General features: G+C 68.2%; 14 protein-coding genes. 5 read left to right on the top strand and 9 right to left on the bottom strand.

The features are described 5' to 3' along the window. Window positions 1–35: 35 nt before the first annotated feature. On the bottom strand, window positions 36–737 hold the full coding sequence (locus KW83_RS04360) for an SIMPL domain-containing protein (protein ID WP_036175202.1): 702 nt from the start codon (window positions 735–737) through the stop codon (window positions 36–38). Window positions 738–897: 160 nt separating this feature from the next. Between KW83_RS04360 and KW83_RS04355 the strand changes: the two genes are divergently transcribed. Further along, complete coding sequence (locus KW83_RS04355) at window positions 898–3945, top strand: hypothetical protein (RefSeq protein ID WP_036175198.1); 3048 nt, start codon at window positions 898–900, stop codon at window positions 3943–3945. 114 nt (window positions 3946–4059) lie between these two features. Further along, a complete protein-coding gene (locus KW83_RS04350) occupies window positions 4060–6024 on the top strand; it encodes a cation:proton antiporter domain-containing protein (RefSeq protein WP_036175195.1) in 1965 nt (654 codons plus the stop codon). A gap of 105 nt (window positions 6025–6129) precedes the next feature. Here KW83_RS04350 and KW83_RS04345 read toward each other — a convergent pair whose 3' ends face one another. The 7 genes from KW83_RS04345 to KW83_RS04315 form a co-directional block, all read right to left on the bottom strand. Continuing rightward, window positions 6130–6645 (bottom strand): CarD family transcriptional regulator, encoded by a 516-nt coding sequence (locus KW83_RS04345; RefSeq protein ID WP_036175192.1) that lies wholly within the window; start codon window positions 6643–6645, stop codon window positions 6130–6132. A 229-nt stretch (window positions 6646–6874) separates the two neighbouring features. Continuing rightward, window positions 6875–7210, bottom strand: a complete 336-nt coding sequence (gene fdxA, locus KW83_RS04340) for a ferredoxin FdxA (protein WP_036175189.1) — start codon at window positions 7208–7210, stop codon at window positions 6875–6877. Between the two features lie 178 nt (window positions 7211–7388). Further along, entirely contained in the window at window positions 7389–8492 is a 1104-nt protein-coding gene (locus KW83_RS19010) for a Hint domain-containing protein (protein ID WP_051928264.1), read from the bottom strand. A 118-nt stretch (window positions 8493–8610) separates the two neighbouring features. Beyond that, complete coding sequence (locus tag KW83_RS04330; RefSeq protein ID WP_036175186.1) at window positions 8611–8985, bottom strand: RNA-binding S4 domain-containing protein; 375 nt, start codon at window positions 8983–8985, stop codon at window positions 8611–8613. A 10-nt stretch (window positions 8986–8995) separates the two neighbouring features. Next, window positions 8996–12094: a helicase-related protein gene (locus KW83_RS04325; RefSeq protein WP_036175183.1), complete on the bottom strand. Its 3099-nt coding sequence runs from the start codon at window positions 12092–12094 to the stop codon at window positions 8996–8998. Between the two features lie 70 nt (window positions 12095–12164). Then, the gene (locus KW83_RS04320) at window positions 12165–12905 is read right to left on the bottom strand and encodes a hypothetical protein (protein ID WP_036175180.1); all 741 of its coding nucleotides are present in this window, start codon (window positions 12903–12905) and stop codon (window positions 12165–12167) included. Between the two features lie 149 nt (window positions 12906–13054). Further along, entirely contained in the window at window positions 13055–13603 is a 549-nt protein-coding gene (locus KW83_RS04315; RefSeq protein WP_235191359.1) for a tetratricopeptide repeat protein, read from the bottom strand. A 79-nt stretch (window positions 13604–13682) separates the two neighbouring features. On the opposite strand from KW83_RS04315, the gene KW83_RS04310 reads away from it, so the two are divergent. Together KW83_RS04310 and KW83_RS04305 are read left to right on the top strand one after the other, a co-directional pair. Next, the gene (locus tag KW83_RS04310) at window positions 13683–13967 is read left to right on the top strand and encodes an SCP2 sterol-binding domain-containing protein (RefSeq protein ID WP_036175957.1); all 285 of its coding nucleotides are present in this window, start codon (window positions 13683–13685) and stop codon (window positions 13965–13967) included. Continuing rightward, window positions 13968–14900 (top strand): alpha/beta fold hydrolase, encoded by a 933-nt coding sequence (locus KW83_RS04305; RefSeq protein ID WP_036175174.1) that lies wholly within the window; start codon window positions 13968–13970, stop codon window positions 14898–14900. Window positions 14901–14909: 9 nt separating this feature from the next. Here KW83_RS04305 and KW83_RS04300 read toward each other — a convergent pair whose 3' ends face one another. After that, entirely contained in the window at window positions 14910–15626 is a 717-nt protein-coding gene (locus KW83_RS04300; RefSeq protein WP_036175171.1) for a peptidase, read from the bottom strand. A 377-nt stretch (window positions 15627–16003) separates the two neighbouring features. On the opposite strand from KW83_RS04300, the gene KW83_RS04295 reads away from it, so the two are divergent. Further along, complete coding sequence (locus KW83_RS04295; protein ID WP_036175168.1) at window positions 16004–16630, top strand: DsbA family oxidoreductase; 627 nt, start codon at window positions 16004–16006, stop codon at window positions 16628–16630. Window positions 16631–16647: the final 17 nt, after the last annotated feature.

The raw sequence follows: 16647 nt of genomic DNA, 5'->3' as shown, positions 1-16647 counted from the left end.
CCCGGCAAACCCTTGCCGGGCGGCGATTTTCCAATTCAGTCCTCCGCCAGCACGATCCGCAGACGCACCTGTTGCTGGATCTCCAGTTCGCCCGGAGCGATGGCGACGGCGTCCGATTCCATCGCCGCGCGCATCATCATCGGCTGTCCGCCGCCGCCGGTCTCCGTCACCTCCAGGATCGGACCCAGGCGCCGGCCCGCGGCCTGCGCCATCACGGCCGCCCGGCGCATCGCGTCCTCGACCGCCGCCGCCAGGGCGGCATCCTCCGCGGCCTGAGGGTCCGCCAGCCCGAAGCCGATCCCGTCGAGCCGGTTCGCGCCCTCCGTCACCACCCGGTCGATCACGCCGCTGAGGGCGTCAAGATCACGGACGCGCACGCCCAACAGGCTCTCCGCACGGTAGCCGACGATCCGGGGTGGCGTGCCGGGCCCGCGCGGCTCCACTTCGTTGTCGTCATAGACCGGGCTGAGTTGCAGAGAGCCCGTCTGGATGTCCGCGGGGGCGATCCCGGCCTCCGCCAGGGCGGCCATCACCGGATCGAGCCCGGCGCTCAGCGCGTCGATCGCGTCGCCCGCGCTCTCGCCCTCTCCCAGGACGCCGGTCCGCAGCGTCGCCATGTCCGGCGCGGCCGTGGACACGCCCTGTCCGTTGACGACAAGGGCTGCCGGTTCGTCCTGGGCGCGGGCCGTGCCCGCCAGCCCGACGGCCAGAACCGCGATTGCAACCAAAAATCTCATGCGCTTCACTCCTGATCGATCCATCCGCCATGACGCGATTTTTTGCAGCGATCCGCCACCCCCTTCGCGCCAGAATCTTTCCAATGGCGGATTTCTGCGATAATACTATGACCGGATCTCAGAGCCTTTCCGCCATCCGCGCATATGCTAGAACCGGATCATGAAAAAAGATTACGCGCTCGACTTCTCTCAGGACCGGGTCCGGCTCATGTCCCATGCGGGATCGGCACAGACCGTCCTGGGAGAGATCCCGCTGGACGATCCGCATTTCGACACGCGGTTCGAGGATCTGCGGCGCGAGGTCGAGGCGGCGGCCGGAAAGCCTGTCGAACCGCTGCTGATGATCCCCCATTCGGAGATCCTGTTCACCGAACTGGAGGTCCAGGCCGATGACAAGGTCGCCCGCGCCGCCGAGATCGAACGGCAGCTGGACGGGCTGACCCCCTACGCGCTGGAGGATCTGGTCTACGACTGGAAGGCCAAGTCGAAATCCAGGGTGCAGGTCGCCGCCGTGGCGCGCGCTACGCTGGATGAGGCAGAGGCTTTCGCGCTGTCCCACGGGTTCGGCAACGTGGGGTTCGGATCCGCGCCGAAGCCGGGCGCGTTCCGCGGTCAGGCCGATTTCGGGGTCTCGACCAAGGTGCCTGATACTCCTTCCGCCAGCCCTGCGGTGACGCGGGTGGCGGATCTGGAGGGACCCGCGCGGTCCGGCGAAGCGGTGCGGGAGACACCCGCCGATAATGCGGCCCCGGCCCAGCGGCCAGCGCCCGCGCCGGTCGATGAAGGGGCCGCGACAGGCGCGCGGCCGGAGATGGACGACGCTTCGCTGCGCAACGCAGGCACTTCGGATAGGTCTTTGCGCACGCGGCCTGCAGAGCAAGAGGTTGCGATCGGGGCGACCCTTGCGGATCGGCCGGTTCCGGGCGACCCGACCGGCGCGTCCACGGATCCCGCCCGGGCCGGGACGGAGACGACATCGGCCAAGGCCGCCCCGCCGGTCTCTACGCCCGGCCGCAACAGTTTCACGGCTCCGCGCCCGGCGCCTGTCGCGTCGGATGCGGCGCCTGTGACGTCCGTCCCGGCGGCCGGAAGCGCCGCATCGACCCCGCAGCCCAAGAGTGCGACGCCGCGCGCGGAAACGGAGGGAGCCGCGAACGCTCCCTCGGCCGGGTCCGAACCGGCCGCCGCGCCGAAGCGACCCGCAGAGACGCCGGCCTTCGCTTCGCGGCGGGACAGGTCCCCGGCCCCCGCGGAGACGGGTGCCAAGCCTGCCGGGGTGCCGCGCCTCGGCGCCATCGACCCGCGCATCGACATGGCGCCCGACGCCGGATCCGGCCCCGCCGCGCCGGCGCCCTCGGGCCGCCCGAACGGCAGAGATGCCGCCGCGCGGCCTGCGCCGACGGGGCCGCGCGGCGTCGCTCCGGTGCCCACCGTCCGCAGGGTCGCGCCGCCCGACGGCGCCGCGGCGGCACCGTCCGAAGGCCCGGCGCGCGTTGCGCCGCAGATGCGCCATGACAGTCCGACAGAGGCTGAGCAGATGACGATCTTCGGGGCCCGGCCCCGGCATCGTTCCGGGATGGCCACCCTTCTGCCGGTCTTCGCCGGAGTCTCCGTGGCGTTGATCCTGGCGCTCGCCATCTGGTCGGCGTTCTTCCTTCTGGCCGAGGACACCGCGTCCCGCGATGCGGGCGCTGAGAGCGTGGCCCTTCTGCCGCCCGCGGACTTGGCGGCGCCGGTGACCGATCCGGGACCGATCATCGACCCGGAGACGCTGACACGACCCGCCCCCGGCCTGCCGGACGCAGCCGATCAGACCGGCGGCGAAATCTCCGGCGCGGCGGACGCGGTTGCGCAAACGGCCACACCGCCCGCACCCGCCCCCGCGGCAGGAAATGACTTGCCCGCCCCCGCCCGGTCCGAAGATCCGGCGACCGCGGCGGCGCCGGAGAGCTCGGAAACCGATGTCGCCCCGGACGATCCGCTCCGGCGTCCCGCCGAGGCGGCAGAGACCTCACGCTACGCGGCGACGGGGGTCTGGACCTCCGGGCCGTCGGCCGCGACCGCGCCCCGGACGGACGCCCCGCAGACCGACCCGGCGCCCGTCACCGATCCGGAGATCGCGGCGCAGGAGAGCGTCCCGGCCATCGCCCCCCCTGACCTCGCCGGCACTGCCGCGCCCGATGCGTTGGTACCGCCCGCGCCCTCCGGGACCACGTCCGCAACCGCAGAGCCGGGCCGGACGACCGCCACCCCAGAGGGCACCGTGACACCGGATGGGGTGCGCGTGACGGCAGGCGCCCCTGCCGTCCGGCCCCCGCCGCCGCCCACCCGGCCGGGCGACGTGGCCGCAACCGACGCAACCGCCGCCAGTGACGAGGGTGATCTGTCAGTACCGGTGACCCAGGGCCCGCCCCCTGCCGTGCCACCAAGCCGCCCCGGTCCGACGGACAGTCGGGCCGATGACGCCTTGGGCGACACCCGTCCGGAGGCAACACGTCTGGCCCAGTCCGAGCCGCGCGCCAGACCCGGCGTAGCGGAACCGGAAGACGACAGCCCGTCGCGGCCGGACGCCGCCCTGGACCAGGCGGACCCCGCGCCCACCGCCGGCGCGGTTCGTCTTGCCGCGTTCTCGCCCCTGCCGCGGCCGGGACAGGGGGGCGATGCCATCGATACCGCCGTGGAAAAAGCGATCGGCGCCGATTCCGACGCGGTTGCGACGGGCGTCGCCCCCCGGGCACGGCCGGCCCCCGCTGCGCCCGCCATCGACGCAGAGACCGACGCCGCCGACGTGGCGGCCGTCGTCGCGACCCTGGCTGCCATCGTCCCGCCACCCGTGGAGACCAGCCCATATGCCGTCGCCCGCTCCCTGCGGCCCGACGCGCGGCCCCGGACCTTCTCGCGCACCGTCTCCCGTGCCGCGCCGGTCGAAGTCGCTGCGGCCTCTGCCACAATCACGCCCCGCACGCCCACGACCGGCGCTGTCGCGTCGCGCGCCACCCAGGGCAAGATCCTGAAGCTGAACGCCATGAACCTGATCGGGGTCTACGGCGCGCAGTCGAACCGCCGTGCGCTGGTCCGTCTGCCGAACGGCCGCTTCGAAAAGGTGAAGGTCGGCGACCGCATAAACGGCGGCCGCGTGCGCGCGATCGGACAGTCCGATCTGCAATACATCAAGGGCGGACGCACATATATGCTGGCCATGCCCTGAGGCCGATCGGCGGCCGGTGGTGCGTACGCCGCGGCGGCGGTTTTTCCGCAAGATCTCTTGCGGCACCCGCTTGGGCCATTGCCTGCAAGGCGCGAAAACCATACCGGAGAGAGCATGGAATCCTTTCTGTTTCAGGCCACGGTCTACCTTGGTGCCGCCGTTCTGGCGGTGCCTATCGCGGCGCGGCTCGGGTTGGGATCCGTCCTCGGCTATCTTGCTGCGGGAATCCTGATCGGTCCGGCCTTCGGGCTTGTCGGCTCGGAGACCGAGGATCTGAAGAATTTCGCCGAGTTCGGCGTCGTCATGATGCTGTTCCTCATCGGTCTGGAACTTGAGCCCCAGGCGCTCTGGAAGATGCGCCACAAGCTGCTGGGCCTGGGCGGCGCCCAGGTCGTCACGAGCATGGCGCTGGTCAGCGGCGCAGCGATCGTGCTGGGACTTCCGGTCGCCGAAGCTGCGGCGGTGGGCATGATCATGGCCCTTTCGTCCACCGCCATCGTGCTCCAGACCCTTAACGAAAAGCAGCTCATGCAGACAGCGGGTGGGCGGTCGTCCTTTTCGGTGCTGCTGACCCAGGACATCGCGGTGATCCCGATGCTGGCCGTCCTTCCGCTGCTGGCTGTCAGCGGCGGCGGACTGGTCGGCAGGGCCAGCGTTCACGGCGGCGGGACGGGCGGGGCCGGGGACAGCACGGCCGCCGCCAATGCGGAGACCGTCAGCAGCATCGTCCAGAACCTTCCCGGCTGGGGCATCACGCTGATGACGGTCGGTGCCATCGCCGCGATCATCGTCGCCGGCGTGTACGGAATGCGACCGCTTTTCCGCTACATTCACCGCGCGCGCCTGCGTGAGCTTTACACCGCGCTGGCGCTCCTGATCGTCATCTCCATCGCCTTCGTGATGACCCTAGTCGGCCTGTCGCCCGCACTCGGCGCCTTTCTGGCCGGCGTCGTGCTGGCCAACTCGGAGTTCCGCCATGAGCTGGAATCCGACATCGAGCCGTTCAAGGGCCTTCTGCTGGGACTGTTCTTCATCACCGTAGGGGCGGGCATCTCCTTCCCGCGCCTGCTGGACTCGCCCGTCACGATCATGGGCCTGACCCTGGGGTTGATGCTGCTCAAGGGCACGGTCCTTTATGTGATCTCGCGTGTGTCCGGGCTGGGCCGGCGTGACCGGTGGCTCTTCACACTGGGGCTTGCGCAGGCGGGCGAGTTCGGTTTCGTGCTGACGTCGTTCTCGGTCCAGACCGGCGTCCTGGGCCGCGAGTTGAGCGAGACGCTGCTGCTGGTCATCGGCATGTCGATGCTGCTCACGCCGCTGTTCTTCATTGTCTGGGAGCAGATCAACAAGCGCGCGGTGGAACGCGGCGATGCCGAAGAGATGGAGGCCGACGAGATCGACCACCAGGCGCCTGTCATTATCGCCGGGATCGGCCGGTTCGGTCAGGTGGTCAATCGAATGCTGCAGCTTGCGGGATATGAGACGACGGTGCTGGACCACGACCTCGACACCATTCAACTCATGCGGAAGTTCGGGTTCAAGGGCTTCTTCGGCGATCCGACCCGTCCGGAGTTGCTGCACGCCGCCGGGATCGATACCGCCAAGGTGCTGGTTGTAACCATGGATGAGCCGAAGAATGTCACGGCGCTGGTGAAATACGCGCGCAAGGCGCGGCCAGACCTGCACATCATCGCCCGCGCCTACGATCGCAACCACGTCTATGAACTCTACCGTGCCGGGGCGGACGACATCGTGCGGGAGGTGTTCGACAGCTCTCTGCGGGCCGGACGCTATGTGCTGGAGAACATCGGCCTCAGCGAGTTCGAGGCCGCGGAACTGGAGAAGGCGTTCTACAAGGTCGACCGCTCTGCATTGCGTGAGATGGCGCAGCTTTGGCGCCCCGGTGTTCCGATTTCCCGGAACGAGCCCTACATGGAGCGCGCGCGCCAGCTCAACGCGGAACTGGAGAGCGCCCTCTCGGCAAAATACGATGAGATGCGGGGAACGCAGAGAGAAGAGGACGAGGACGAGCCAGACGACGACAGCGATCCCAAGCCCGGGACCGCGCGGGTGGCCTGACCGCTCAGGAAAATCATGCGGCGCGAAACGCACCAAGTCCTTCACCCATGACAAACGCCGCGCTCTCCATGGGGCGCGGCGTCAGGTTGGTCGATCACGCAGACGTCAGGCGGCGGCCTTGCGGCTCTCCAGAACAGAGTCGATCTGGCGCTGGGCGGATGCCTCGTCGTCGCCGGAGACGGCCGCGATCTCACGGGTCAGGCGTTCCAGGGCGGCTTCGTAGAGCTGGCGCTCCGAGTAGGATTGTTCGCGCTGATCATCGGTCCGATGCAGGTCCCGCACGACCTCCGCGATGGCGATCAGATCGCCCGAATTGATCTTCTGCTCGTATTCCTGCGCCCGACGCGACCACATGGCCTTTTTCACCTTGGCCTTGCCCTTGAGAGTGGTCATGGCCTTGGTCACCACATCGGGAGAGGACAGCTGCCGCATACCGACTTCGGTGGCCTTGTGGGTGGGGACGCGGAGCGTCATCTTATCCTTCTCGAAGGAGATCACGAACAGCTCGAGTTCGAGCCCCGCGATTTCCTGCTTTTCGATCGACAGGATCTGACCGACCCCGTGGGCAGGATAGACCACGTAATCGTTCGGTCGGAATTCCGGCTTTTTCGCTTTGCTCATTGCAGACATTGTTCCTTTTCAGCCCCCAAGGCGTATGGCGAAAGAAATTCCGCCGGGAGCAACGATGTCCCGACGGTCCGGCCGGACACCGCCGACGCCTTTCGCATGTGACGGATCATAGCATAAAAAAACGCCCCGCGCCAGCGCGGCAGGATGCAGTCGCAGCACAAGGTGTCGCAACCGGTGTCCGGGCCTCATCCGCCGCTGGATGAGGCCTGCGCCGGTGCCGTCAGCCGCCTTCCCCGGGGGCTTCGGAGAACAGCTTTATCTTGCCCTCCCTGCCGTCCATCTCATCGGCACCCGGCAGCGGGTCCTTTTTGGTGACGATAACCGGCCAGCGCTCTGAGTACTTGCGGTTGAACTCGACCCATTTCTCGGCCTCCGGCTCCGTATCGGGACGGATCGCGTCGGCCGGACACTCGGGCTCGCACACGCCGCAGTCGATGCATTCGTCCGGATGGATCACAAGCATGTTCTCGCCCTCGTAGAAGCAATCCACGGGGCACACCTCGACGCAGTCGGTGTACTTGCAGGCAATGCAGTTGTCGTTGACGATGTATGTCATGGGGTTCGATCCGCCGTTGGTCACCCGGCGGGATAGACCCGGGCGACGCGAGGTTCAAGCGACGGGCGGCAATTTATCCGCGACACTCACGGCAGGTGGTGCCTGGCAGGCTGACCTCTGTCCGCCCAGTGAAGGATCCCGGCAAAGCGGACGGGCACAGCGCCGCGAACACGATTGCTCACGCGATCTCGGCCAGTTCTTCCAGGCGGTTCACGGATCGCAACTCCGCGCGGGTCAGGATGGGGCGGGCGGGCGGGCCGAAACACCGGGCGACGGCTTGCCGCGCCACGGGTCCCCGTCCCAGTTCCGGCGCTGCGATGCACAGTTCGGCCCGCGCATCGGCGCCCAGTGCTGCCAGCGCGAAGGGACCGGGATAGAAGCTCTCGGTCCGCATCCCTTCGGCGATCAGCACCTGGTGACGATCGCAAAGGAGATGGATGTATTCGACCCGGCCCATGCCACGTGCCACCCGCGCACCCGCGCCGGCGATGTCCGCCAGGTGCCGGGCGCGCACGAAACTGTCGCCCACCGCCACACAATGCTGAGGCGATACCAGTACGTCACGCATCAACCCGTGATGGCCCCGGCGCAGGCGCACGGGCCGGAAATTGGGCGCATCGGCCAGCTCCGTCGCCGTAAGCGACGTGCGACCGATCCACAGGATCGGCTGTATGCCGTTGTCGGCCGTGGTCACCATGTCCCCCGGCACGAGCGCCTCGATCGCCACGTAACCGCCGGGCGTCAGCAGCCGCGTGCCGCGGGTGAAGCATACGGCGAAATTGCCCGCCGGGCGGTTTCCGAACAATCCTGTGAAATCGTTGTCGTTCAGGCTGTTCAGTCTGACCGACTGAAGCGGCTTCGCCTCCAGCGCGGTCTGGTCGGAATTGTTCGCCCGTTCCGGTGCCAGGTAGAGATTGCTGCCTGTATCCTGAAAAACGACTGCGGTGATCGGTGCGGTGGTGCCGTCCGTATAGGTGAGGGTCGCGTTGTAGACCGCCACGGCGTCGAACACCCGGTTCGGGCCGCCATTCAGACGAAAATACTCCCCACGCGGGCTGTTGTTGAGGCTATTGTTGTCCTGGTCGTACGCGTCGGATGCGGATCCGCCCGAGAAGCCGGTCGATCCCGGTGAAAACTCGGCGATATTCCTGAACAGGGGATTGGTCCGGCTGCCGTAGGTGTTGCCCACCAGGCGGTCCGCCCGCTCCGCAACGGTGTTGCCCTCGTTCCGGTCGATCGCCTTCCCCTGCCCAAGCGAGAAGACGTTGAAGGTCGTGGGCATCGGCACCTCCGGGAGGAGATTATGCTGCAGTTAGAAACAACTTCTGGGCGAATAAACGCGTGCCGTCAACGATTCCGGCCCGCTCTGCTTTCCGCGTGGGGTGGCGGCCGCCCCGGCCCTAGTCCCACTGAGGTCCGCCCATTGTGCGCCGGTCCTTCTTGGTCGGTCGCCCGCCCTTGTCGTAACGGGGGTTTGGCGGGCCCTTGGGCGGTGCGGGTGGCGAGCGGTCCTGATAGAGCGCCTGCGCTTCCGGCGCCGGGCCGCGACGCTCTCCCGTGCCAAGGATCGCCACCACGCGCGTGCGGTCCCCCTGTGAGAACGTCAGCAGATCGCCGGTCCTGACCGTCGCCGAGGGTTTCGACACCCGACTGCCGTTCACCCGCACACCCCCCTGTGCAACCGTGCGCGCGGCCAAGCTGCGCGTCTTGAAGAATCGTGCGAACCAGAGCCACTTGTCCAGGCGGATCGACGGCTGCGGCGGGACCGGCGTCACCAGATCCGGCTCACTTGCCGCCTTTCAGCCCCATCAGCGCGGCGGCGAAGGGATTGTCGGGGTCGATGGCCTTTTCCTTGCGCGGCGGTCGGGATTCGGCCCGGCGGGGCGGCTCGGCCGATGCCTTCTGGCGGTCGCCCTTGGGTCCGCCTTTCGGTCCGCGTCCCTTGCCCTTCGGCTTGGCGTCCTGAGGGCCGCGCGCGGCCCGGGATCCCTGTCCGCCGCGCTGGCCGCGACCACCACCCCAGGTGAACGTGAAGAACACCTCCGTTTCGGGACCGGTCGCGGGCGCCGCCTCCGCCGCAGGTCCGCCGGCTATATCCGCATCGGTGATCGCGGCGGTGTCGTCCGCTCCGGCGGAGACGGCGGCGGCGGCCGGCGCACCGGTATGGCCTGACATATCCGCTGCGGAGTCTTGATCCGAACCGGACATGTCAGCATCCGTCACAGCCGCGATGTCGGTCATGGCAGGCGAGTCCGGCTCTGCCCCCTGATCTGCCGACGGTGTCCCGGCCTCGGCGGTCATCGAGGGGGCGGTTCCCGGACCGCCCGGAGCGCCCGGCGGCACCTCGGATGGTGGCGGGGCCGGTGTCTCCGGGGGCTCATCGACCTGTGGCGTGTCGGGTTCCTGCGGCGGTGCGGGCGGCGGATCGTCGGGCGCGTCGCCGGGGCGGTCGTCCGGCGTCTTGGGATCGGGGGGCGTGGGGGTGGCCGAAGCGGAGGATGTCCCCTTCGGGCCCTGAACCTTCTCCCGCTCACCCCGGACGGCCTTGTAGCCCAGCCCTTCCATCAGCGCTGCGAATTGTTCCAGCGTGGTGCCGGTGATCGACAGCATGTCGGGCTTGGCCTCGAACCCGGCGCGGGTGTCCTGGCCGCGGATCTGATCGGCCAGGCGCTCCAGCATATCGATCCGGATCGCACGCTCGCCGGCCACGCGGTAACCGGCCATCGTATAGGTGCCCCGGGGCGCCTGGCGGTCCACGGGAATGGTCACAAGCCCCGGCGGCGGGCTTTCTGGGAAGGTGGCCAGCCCTTCGGCCAGCGACCAGAGCACCATCCGCAGCCGTGTCGGCGCGGGCTTGAGCAGCAGCGGAAGGAACACCGTGAACTGTCCGAACCTGACACCGTGCTTGCGCAGGGCGCCGCGCGCGGACTGGTCCAACTCCTTGACCTCCGAAGCGATTTCGCTGCGTGGGATCACGCCGAACCCCTCGATGAGACGAAAGGCAAAGCCTTTGGCCAGGCCTTCCAGCGTCTCGTCCTTCTTCAGGGCCAACAGCGGCTCGAACAGCGCGGCCACCTTGCGGTCCATGAAATGCTGCAAACGGCGCTGGACCTTCTGGACCACCTCGGCCCCGGCCTCATCGTCGACGAACGCCTCCACGCCGGGCCGCAGCGGATCGTCGCTGCGCACCAGCTTGCCGACGGCGGCTGTGCCCCACATCAGGCCGCCCTGTTCGGTCACGTCGATCTCGCCGTCGGGCGCGTTGTAGAACCGGTCGGCGCGCAGGTGGAACTGCGGCGCCAGCGCCGCGGCACTGGCCTGGCGGAGCGTCTTGGCCTCATCCGGGCTGCCAGACTTGTCCTGCCGGAACCGAAAGCCCTCGATCCGCCCCACGTACTGACCCTCGACGGTCACTTCGCCCTTGTCGTTCACTTCGGCCACCATGGCCTCCTTCTGCTTGAGCCGTCGCATCAGCACGCTGGTGCGACGGTCCACGAATCTCTGGGTCAACGCCGCGTGGAGCGCATCGGACAGCCGATCTTCTACAGAACGGGTGGCCTCGCGCCAATGCCGCTCATCGTCAAGCCAGCCCTTGCGCTGCGCAACGTACGTCCATGTGCGGATATACGCCAACCGCTTGGACAACGTGTCGATGTCGCCGTCGGTTCGATCGATACGCTTGACCTGCCGCGCCAGCCAGTCGTCGGGCACCCGGCCCACATCGCGCAGAAAGCCGAAGATGCGCTCCAGCATCCCGGCATGTTCGCCCGCGCTGATGCCGCGAAAGTCGGGGATCCGGCAAACGTCCCAGAGCAGCCGCACGGCCTGGGCGTCGCGGCACGACTGCGCCACCTCCGGGATGGCGGAGAGCGCGCGGAGGGCGATGAGGTCGTCCGCCTCCCGCGCGCGGGCCAGGCCCTCCTGCTCGGGCCTGGCCTCCAGCGATGCGATGAGGGCGTCCACCGTGCCGAAGCTCAACCGCGGATTGCGCCATTGCAGCGTCCGGATCGGGGCGAAACGATGCTCACAGATCGCCTCGGCCACGCCGTCGTCCAGGGGGGCGGCCTCTCCGGTGACGCCGAAGGTGCCGTCGTTGCGGTAGCGCCCGGCGCGGCCCGCGATCTGGGCCAGTTCGTTGGGCTGGAGGTCGCGCATCCGCCGCCCGTCGTATTTCCGCGTGGCAGAGAAGGCGACGTGGTCGATGTCCAGGTTCAGCCCCATCCCGATGGCGTCCGTCGCCACCAGGTAGTCCACGTCGCCGTTCTGGTACATCTCGACCTGGGCGTTGCGGGTGCGCGGGGAAAGGGCGCCCATCACCACGGCGGCGCCGCCCTTCTGGCGCCGGATCAGTTCGGCGATCGCATAGACGTTGTCCACGGAAAACCCGACGATGGCCGAGCGGGGGCGCATCCGGCTGATCTTGCGGCTGCCGGTGTAGATGAGGGTCGAGAACCGCTCGCGCCGCACGAACTGCGCGTCGGAGACCAGGGCGGCGATGGCGCCGCGCATGGTCTCCGCCCCCAGCAGAAGCGTCTCATGGGTGCCGCGGGCGCGCAGCAGCCGGTCGGTGAAGACATGGCCGCGCTCTGGGTCGGCACAGAGCTGAATCTCGTCGATGGCGACGAAATCGGCGCCCATCGCCTCTGGCATGGATTCGACGGTGCAGACCCAGTACTGGGTCCGTTCCGGGACGATGCGTTCCTCACCCGTGACCAGCGCCACCACGGACGGACCCCGCAGCGCCACCAGCTTGTCATAGATCTCGCGCGCCAACAGACGCAGCGGCAGGCCGATGACGCCGGTGCGATAGCCCAGCATCCGCTCCAGCGCGTAATGCGTCTTGCCGGTATTGGTGGGGCCGAGGACCGCCGTGATCCGTCCCATGCCGATCCTTTTCGTCACCCGCGCCCCTCAGATGAGGGCGCGGGCCTTCGGGCACAACCCTGAACCCGGCTCAGAATCCCGGAAGAAGATCGACAATGCCGCGCCGGTCGAAGGTCGTGGATTGGCCCGGACCGAAGCTGAAGGTTGCCATGACACCGACATAGTTGCCTTCGATGTCGTTCGAACCGGGCGCATCGTTGTCGAACCGCCCCAGTTCGGCCGATATCGCCGTCGCTGGGCCGAGCCGGTACTCCGCCGTCAAAGCATAGAGCGCGATGGATTCGTCCCTGTCGAATTCGCCATATACAATCTTGGCGCCGCTGCGCAGGTCCGCAAGCGCGTCGTATCCCACGGCGATCCCGCCAACCGTGCCGGACAGGTCGATCTCATCGACATCGGAGCGCAGGAGATAGGCCTCGACTCCGTAGCTGGACCCTTCGAACAGGCCCTCCACCCCGTAGAAGGTGACGTCCCGGATGTCGCTGTTCTCAAACCCGATGAACGCGCCCGCGGCAAGGTTGCCTGCGGGCTTGTACATGCCATGAAGGGTCCCGGCCCGGGCGTTCTCATCGACCAGACCGAACTGGTCCAGCGACAGGTCGAACTGCATCGCGGCGCGGCCAAACTCCAACTCCATCGACCCTTCGAGCGTATAGCGCGCATCCGCATCCCGATCCGGAACGGCGGTATCGCTGTTGAGAAAGCCGCCGAAGCCGAGGCGGAGCTCTCCTCCGGAAATCTCCTGGGCCTGGGCCCCTGCCGCGGCAAGCCCGCCAAGGGCCAGAAGCCCGATCGTCAGTTTCGATGCCATGTTTGACTGCCCTTTGCTGCCGCAGTTTCGCGGACTGTGTTTTGCACAACGCTACCACGCGGCGACCAGCGCCACACGGGCGCGCGGAAGCGCGGACATCGGTTGCGTCGCAAAGTTGCAGGCGGGAGACACAAGCCCGCGGAGGGCGGCTACAGCGTCGCGCCTTCGACCATCCGTTCAAGGCGCGGCACGGCCCTCTCTGCCTGCGGGCTGGCGGGATAGAGGCGCTGCACCTCTCTCCAGACGTCGAGCGCCGCACTCTCCCGGCCCAGATCCTCCAGGATGATCGCCAGCCCGGTCATCGCCCCGAAATGGCGCGGGTTGAGCGACAGCGTCTTGCGGATGTCGTCCACGGCGGGACCGATCATCCGGGCGTTGAAATAGGCGGTGGCGCGCGCGTTGTAGCCCTCGGCGAACTCCGGCGCATGGTCGATCAGGGCGGTGAAATGACCCAGAGCGGTGTCGATGTCGTCCTGGGCCAGCGCCTCGCGGCCACGGCTCAGCAGCAGGTCCAGCGCGGCAGAGCCGGAGCGCGACCATTCCGACGCGATCTTTTCGACGATCTGCTCGGCGTCCGGGCCTTCGGCGGTGGCAAGCGCCGCCAACAGATCGTCGACCGGATCCGCGACGCCCTGCGCCGACGCGGCGGCGGCCACGATCATCCATGCCGCGACGGCAGATTTGAGATTGCGGAGCATCCATATCATATCGAGAGTGACTGTAACCCGTCCCACCCCGATTGCACCCCCGGACGGAACACAAATGGAGGAGATGTCCATGAGCGACATGATTCAGCAGGCCGTCAGCGAACTGAACCGCAAGACGGGCGGCAGCTTCGACGGCTCGGCCAAATTCGTCGTGGCCGACGAGGGAACGATCATGCTGGACGGGGAAGGCGCGCGCGCCGCCGACGAAGACGCAGAGGTCACGCTCACCGCCGACTCCGACACGTTCCGGGAGATCTTCGAAGGCTCGCTCGACCCGACATCGGCCTTCATGTCCGGCCGGCTGAAGATCGACGGCGACATGGGTCAGGCCATGAAACTCGCTTCGACGCTTTGAATGGCGGATCCCGCGCCGCTCCATGCCGACATCGCGGATGGCCCGGACGGCGGTGCGGCGCAATGGATCACCACCGCTGATGCCAGACGGCTGCGGGTCGCGCGGTGGAATCCGCCGGGACCAGCGCGCGGAACGGTCCTGATCTTCCAGGGGCGCACCGAGTATATCGAGAAATACGGCGTGCTGGCCGCCGATCTGGTGGCTGCCGGCTTCACCGCGGTGGCCATCGACTGGCGCGGCCAGGGGCTGTCCGACAGGCTGCTGCCCGATCCTCTGTCGGGCCATGTGGGCCGTTTCGCGGATTACCAGCTGGATGTGGCCGCCCTGCTGACCCACCTGGCCGCCACGGACTGCCCGCAACCCCTGTCGCTGGTCGCTCATTCCATGGGCGGGGCCATCGGTCTGCGCGCGCTCATCGCCGGCGCGCCGATCCGCCGCGCGGTCTTCTCCGCCCCCATGTGGGGGATCCTGATCGCCCCCCGCCTGCGTCCGGCCGCATGGGCCACCGCAAGGGCCGCGCGCTGGTTGGGGCTGACGCATCGCTACGCGCCGGGCGGGTCCGCCAGGGCCTATGCGTCCCTCATCCCCTTTGCCGACAACCTGCTGACCACCGATCCCGCACAGTTCGCCCGCATGGCGCGGCAGACGGAGGCGGTTCCGGAGCTTGCGCTCGGCGGACCGTCGCTCGGCTGGCTGTCGGAGGCGCTGATGGAATGCCGGGCGCTGGCCGCGCTGCCTTCGCCCGATACGCCCTGCCTGACGCTTCTGGGCACCGATGAGGCCATCGTCGATCCCGTTGCGGTCCGCGCGCGCATGGCCCGATGGCCCGGCGGAGACCTCAAGGTGCTGGACGGCGCGCGCCACGAATGCCTGATGGAGGCGCCTTCCCTGCGCTCGCAGGCCATGGCCGCGCTGATCGGTCACCTGGGCTGAGCGGGACGCTCAGATCTCGATCCCCTGGAACGCATCGCGCAGCGCCTGGGACCAGGCGTGACTCATGGCCTGGAAAACCTCGTCCTCGGGCTCGATCCGGCGCTGCTCGGTGATCTGCTGCGTGTCGATCCCGATCACGCAGAGATCCAGCGGCATCCCGACGCTCAGGTTCGACCGCAGGGTGGAATCCATCGACAGCAGCACCGCCTTCTTGGCGTCGTGGATCCTGGTGTCCGGCCGCACCACCCGGTCAAGGATCGGCTTGCCGTACTTGTGTTCGCCGATCTGCAGATAGGGCGTATCCTCGGTCGCCTCGATAAAGTTGCCCTCCGGATAGATGAGGAACATCCGCGCGGCGCCGTTGCGCCTCTGGCCGGCGACGATCATCGACGCCCGCGCCGACTGCGCCGATTCGCCCATGCGCGAGCGGACCTGCTTGGTCACGTCGGACAGGGTTTCGCCCACCACCTCGGCCACCTCGAGCATCGTGCCGGCGCTCATGATAGAGCGCGCGTCCGGGTTGGCGATCGCCTCGTCCATCCGCGCGATGGCGGTCTGGGTGACCGACAGAGAGCCCGCGGTCATGATCGCGATGGCCCGCTCACCCGGCTCCACGAAGGTGTACATCTTGCGATAGGTCGAGATGTTGTCGACACCGGCGTTGGTGCGGGTGTCGGAAAGAAGGACGATGCCCTCGTTGAGCAGAAGTCCCACGCAATAGGTCATGATTCGGTTCGCCGTCAGGATTCCCGCAAGGCTAGGGCCGCACCGTGCGCACGGCAACGGAGAATGGGGTGTCGGGGTTCAACTCTCGATGCTCCTGTGGCGCGGCGGATGCGGGCACGCGTGTCGCATGGCCCCAGATTGCGCGCGCCCCGACGCGGTCCGGCGCCGTTCCGCGACCCGTCTATCCCGCCCACCGGGTTCCTTTCCCAGAGGAGTGCCTTGCGATCCGCCAGGTCCCGGATGCGGACCGCGCGGTGCGACTGTCGCATTGCGGTTCGGGGCTGGTGCGATACACCCTCCCCCAGCATCGCGGGCAAAGGGGCCGGCCAGCCATCGCGATGCCGAAAAGGCGCCAACGGGAGAGAGACGGACCAGCCATGAAACTCGACATCCTGTCCGATCCGATCTGCCCGTGGTGCTATATCGGCAAGACCCATCTGGACGTGGTGCTGGCGGAACGCCCCGACCATCCGTTCGAGATCGAGTGGCATCCGTTCCAGCTGAACCCGGACATGCCGCCGGAGGGCATGGACCGCCGCGCCTATCTGGAGGCGAAGTTCGGCGGCCGCGACGGCGCCCTTCGGGCCTATGCCCCGGTGATCGAGGCCGCCGAGGCGGCCGGTCTGGACATCGCCTGGGACCGGATCGCCCGGACTCCGAACACATTGGACGCGCATCGCCTGATCCACTGGGCCGGGATCGAGGGGCGCCAGATCGCCGCCGTGAGCCAGCTCTTCGACGCCTATTTCCTGCGCGGAGAGGACATCGGCGACCGGGAGGTGCTGGCGGACCTTTCCGAACGGATCGGGATGGACCGCGACATGGTGCTGCGCTTGCTGGGCACCACCGCGGATCGCGCGGATGTCGCCGCGCGCGACGCCCACGCGCGGGAGCGGGGCGTGACCGGGGTTCCCACGTTCATCGTCGGACAGCGCCACGCAGTGCCCGGCGCGCAGCAGCCCGGCTTGTGGCGGCAGGTGCTGGACGAGATGGAAGCCGGATGAGGTCGGCAGGTCCCGCC

Origin of the sequence: Palleronia rufa (assembly GCF_000743715.1) — a bacterium.
Classification (GTDB): domain Bacteria; phylum Pseudomonadota; class Alphaproteobacteria; order Rhodobacterales; family Rhodobacteraceae; genus Palleronia; species Palleronia rufa.
The sequence above is the reverse complement of the archived record's forward strand: the minus strand, read 5'-3'. Positions and strand labels throughout refer to the sequence as shown.

Excerpts from the sequence above, each read along its gene's own strand:
- KW83_RS04360 (WP_036175202.1), bottom strand. The coding sequence starts at position 737 with ATGAGATTTTTGGTTGCAATCGCGGTTCTGGCCGTCGGGCTGGCGGGC.
- KW83_RS04355 (WP_036175198.1), top strand. The coding sequence starts at position 898 with ATGAAAAAAGATTACGCGCTCGACTTCTCTCAGGACCGGGTCCGGCTC.
- KW83_RS04350 (WP_036175195.1), top strand. The coding sequence starts at position 4,060 with ATGGAATCCTTTCTGTTTCAGGCCACGGTCTACCTTGGTGCCGCCGTT.
- KW83_RS04345 (WP_036175192.1), bottom strand. The coding sequence starts at position 6,645 with ATGAGCAAAGCGAAAAAGCCGGAATTCCGACCGAACGATTACGTGGTC.
- fdxA (WP_036175189.1), bottom strand. The coding sequence starts at position 7,210 with ATGACATACATCGTCAACGACAACTGCATTGCCTGCAAGTACACCGAC.
- KW83_RS19010 (WP_051928264.1), bottom strand. The coding sequence starts at position 8,492 with ATGCCCACGACCTTCAACGTCTTCTCGCTTGGGCAGGGGAAGGCGATC.
- KW83_RS04325 (WP_036175183.1), bottom strand. The coding sequence starts at position 12,094 with ATGGGACGGATCACGGCGGTCCTCGGCCCCACCAATACCGGCAAGACG.
- KW83_RS04320 (WP_036175180.1), bottom strand. The coding sequence starts at position 12,905 with ATGGCATCGAAACTGACGATCGGGCTTCTGGCCCTTGGCGGGCTTGCC.
- KW83_RS04315 (WP_235191359.1), bottom strand. The coding sequence starts at position 13,603 with ATGCTCCGCAATCTCAAATCTGCCGTCGCGGCATGGATGATCGTGGCC.
- KW83_RS04310 (WP_036175957.1), top strand. The coding sequence starts at position 13,683 with ATGAGCGACATGATTCAGCAGGCCGTCAGCGAACTGAACCGCAAGACG.
- KW83_RS04305 (WP_036175174.1), top strand. The coding sequence starts at position 13,968 with ATGGCGGATCCCGCGCCGCTCCATGCCGACATCGCGGATGGCCCGGAC.
- KW83_RS04300 (WP_036175171.1), bottom strand. The coding sequence starts at position 15,626 with ATGACCTATTGCGTGGGACTTCTGCTCAACGAGGGCATCGTCCTTCTT.
- KW83_RS04295 (WP_036175168.1), top strand. The coding sequence starts at position 16,004 with ATGAAACTCGACATCCTGTCCGATCCGATCTGCCCGTGGTGCTATATC.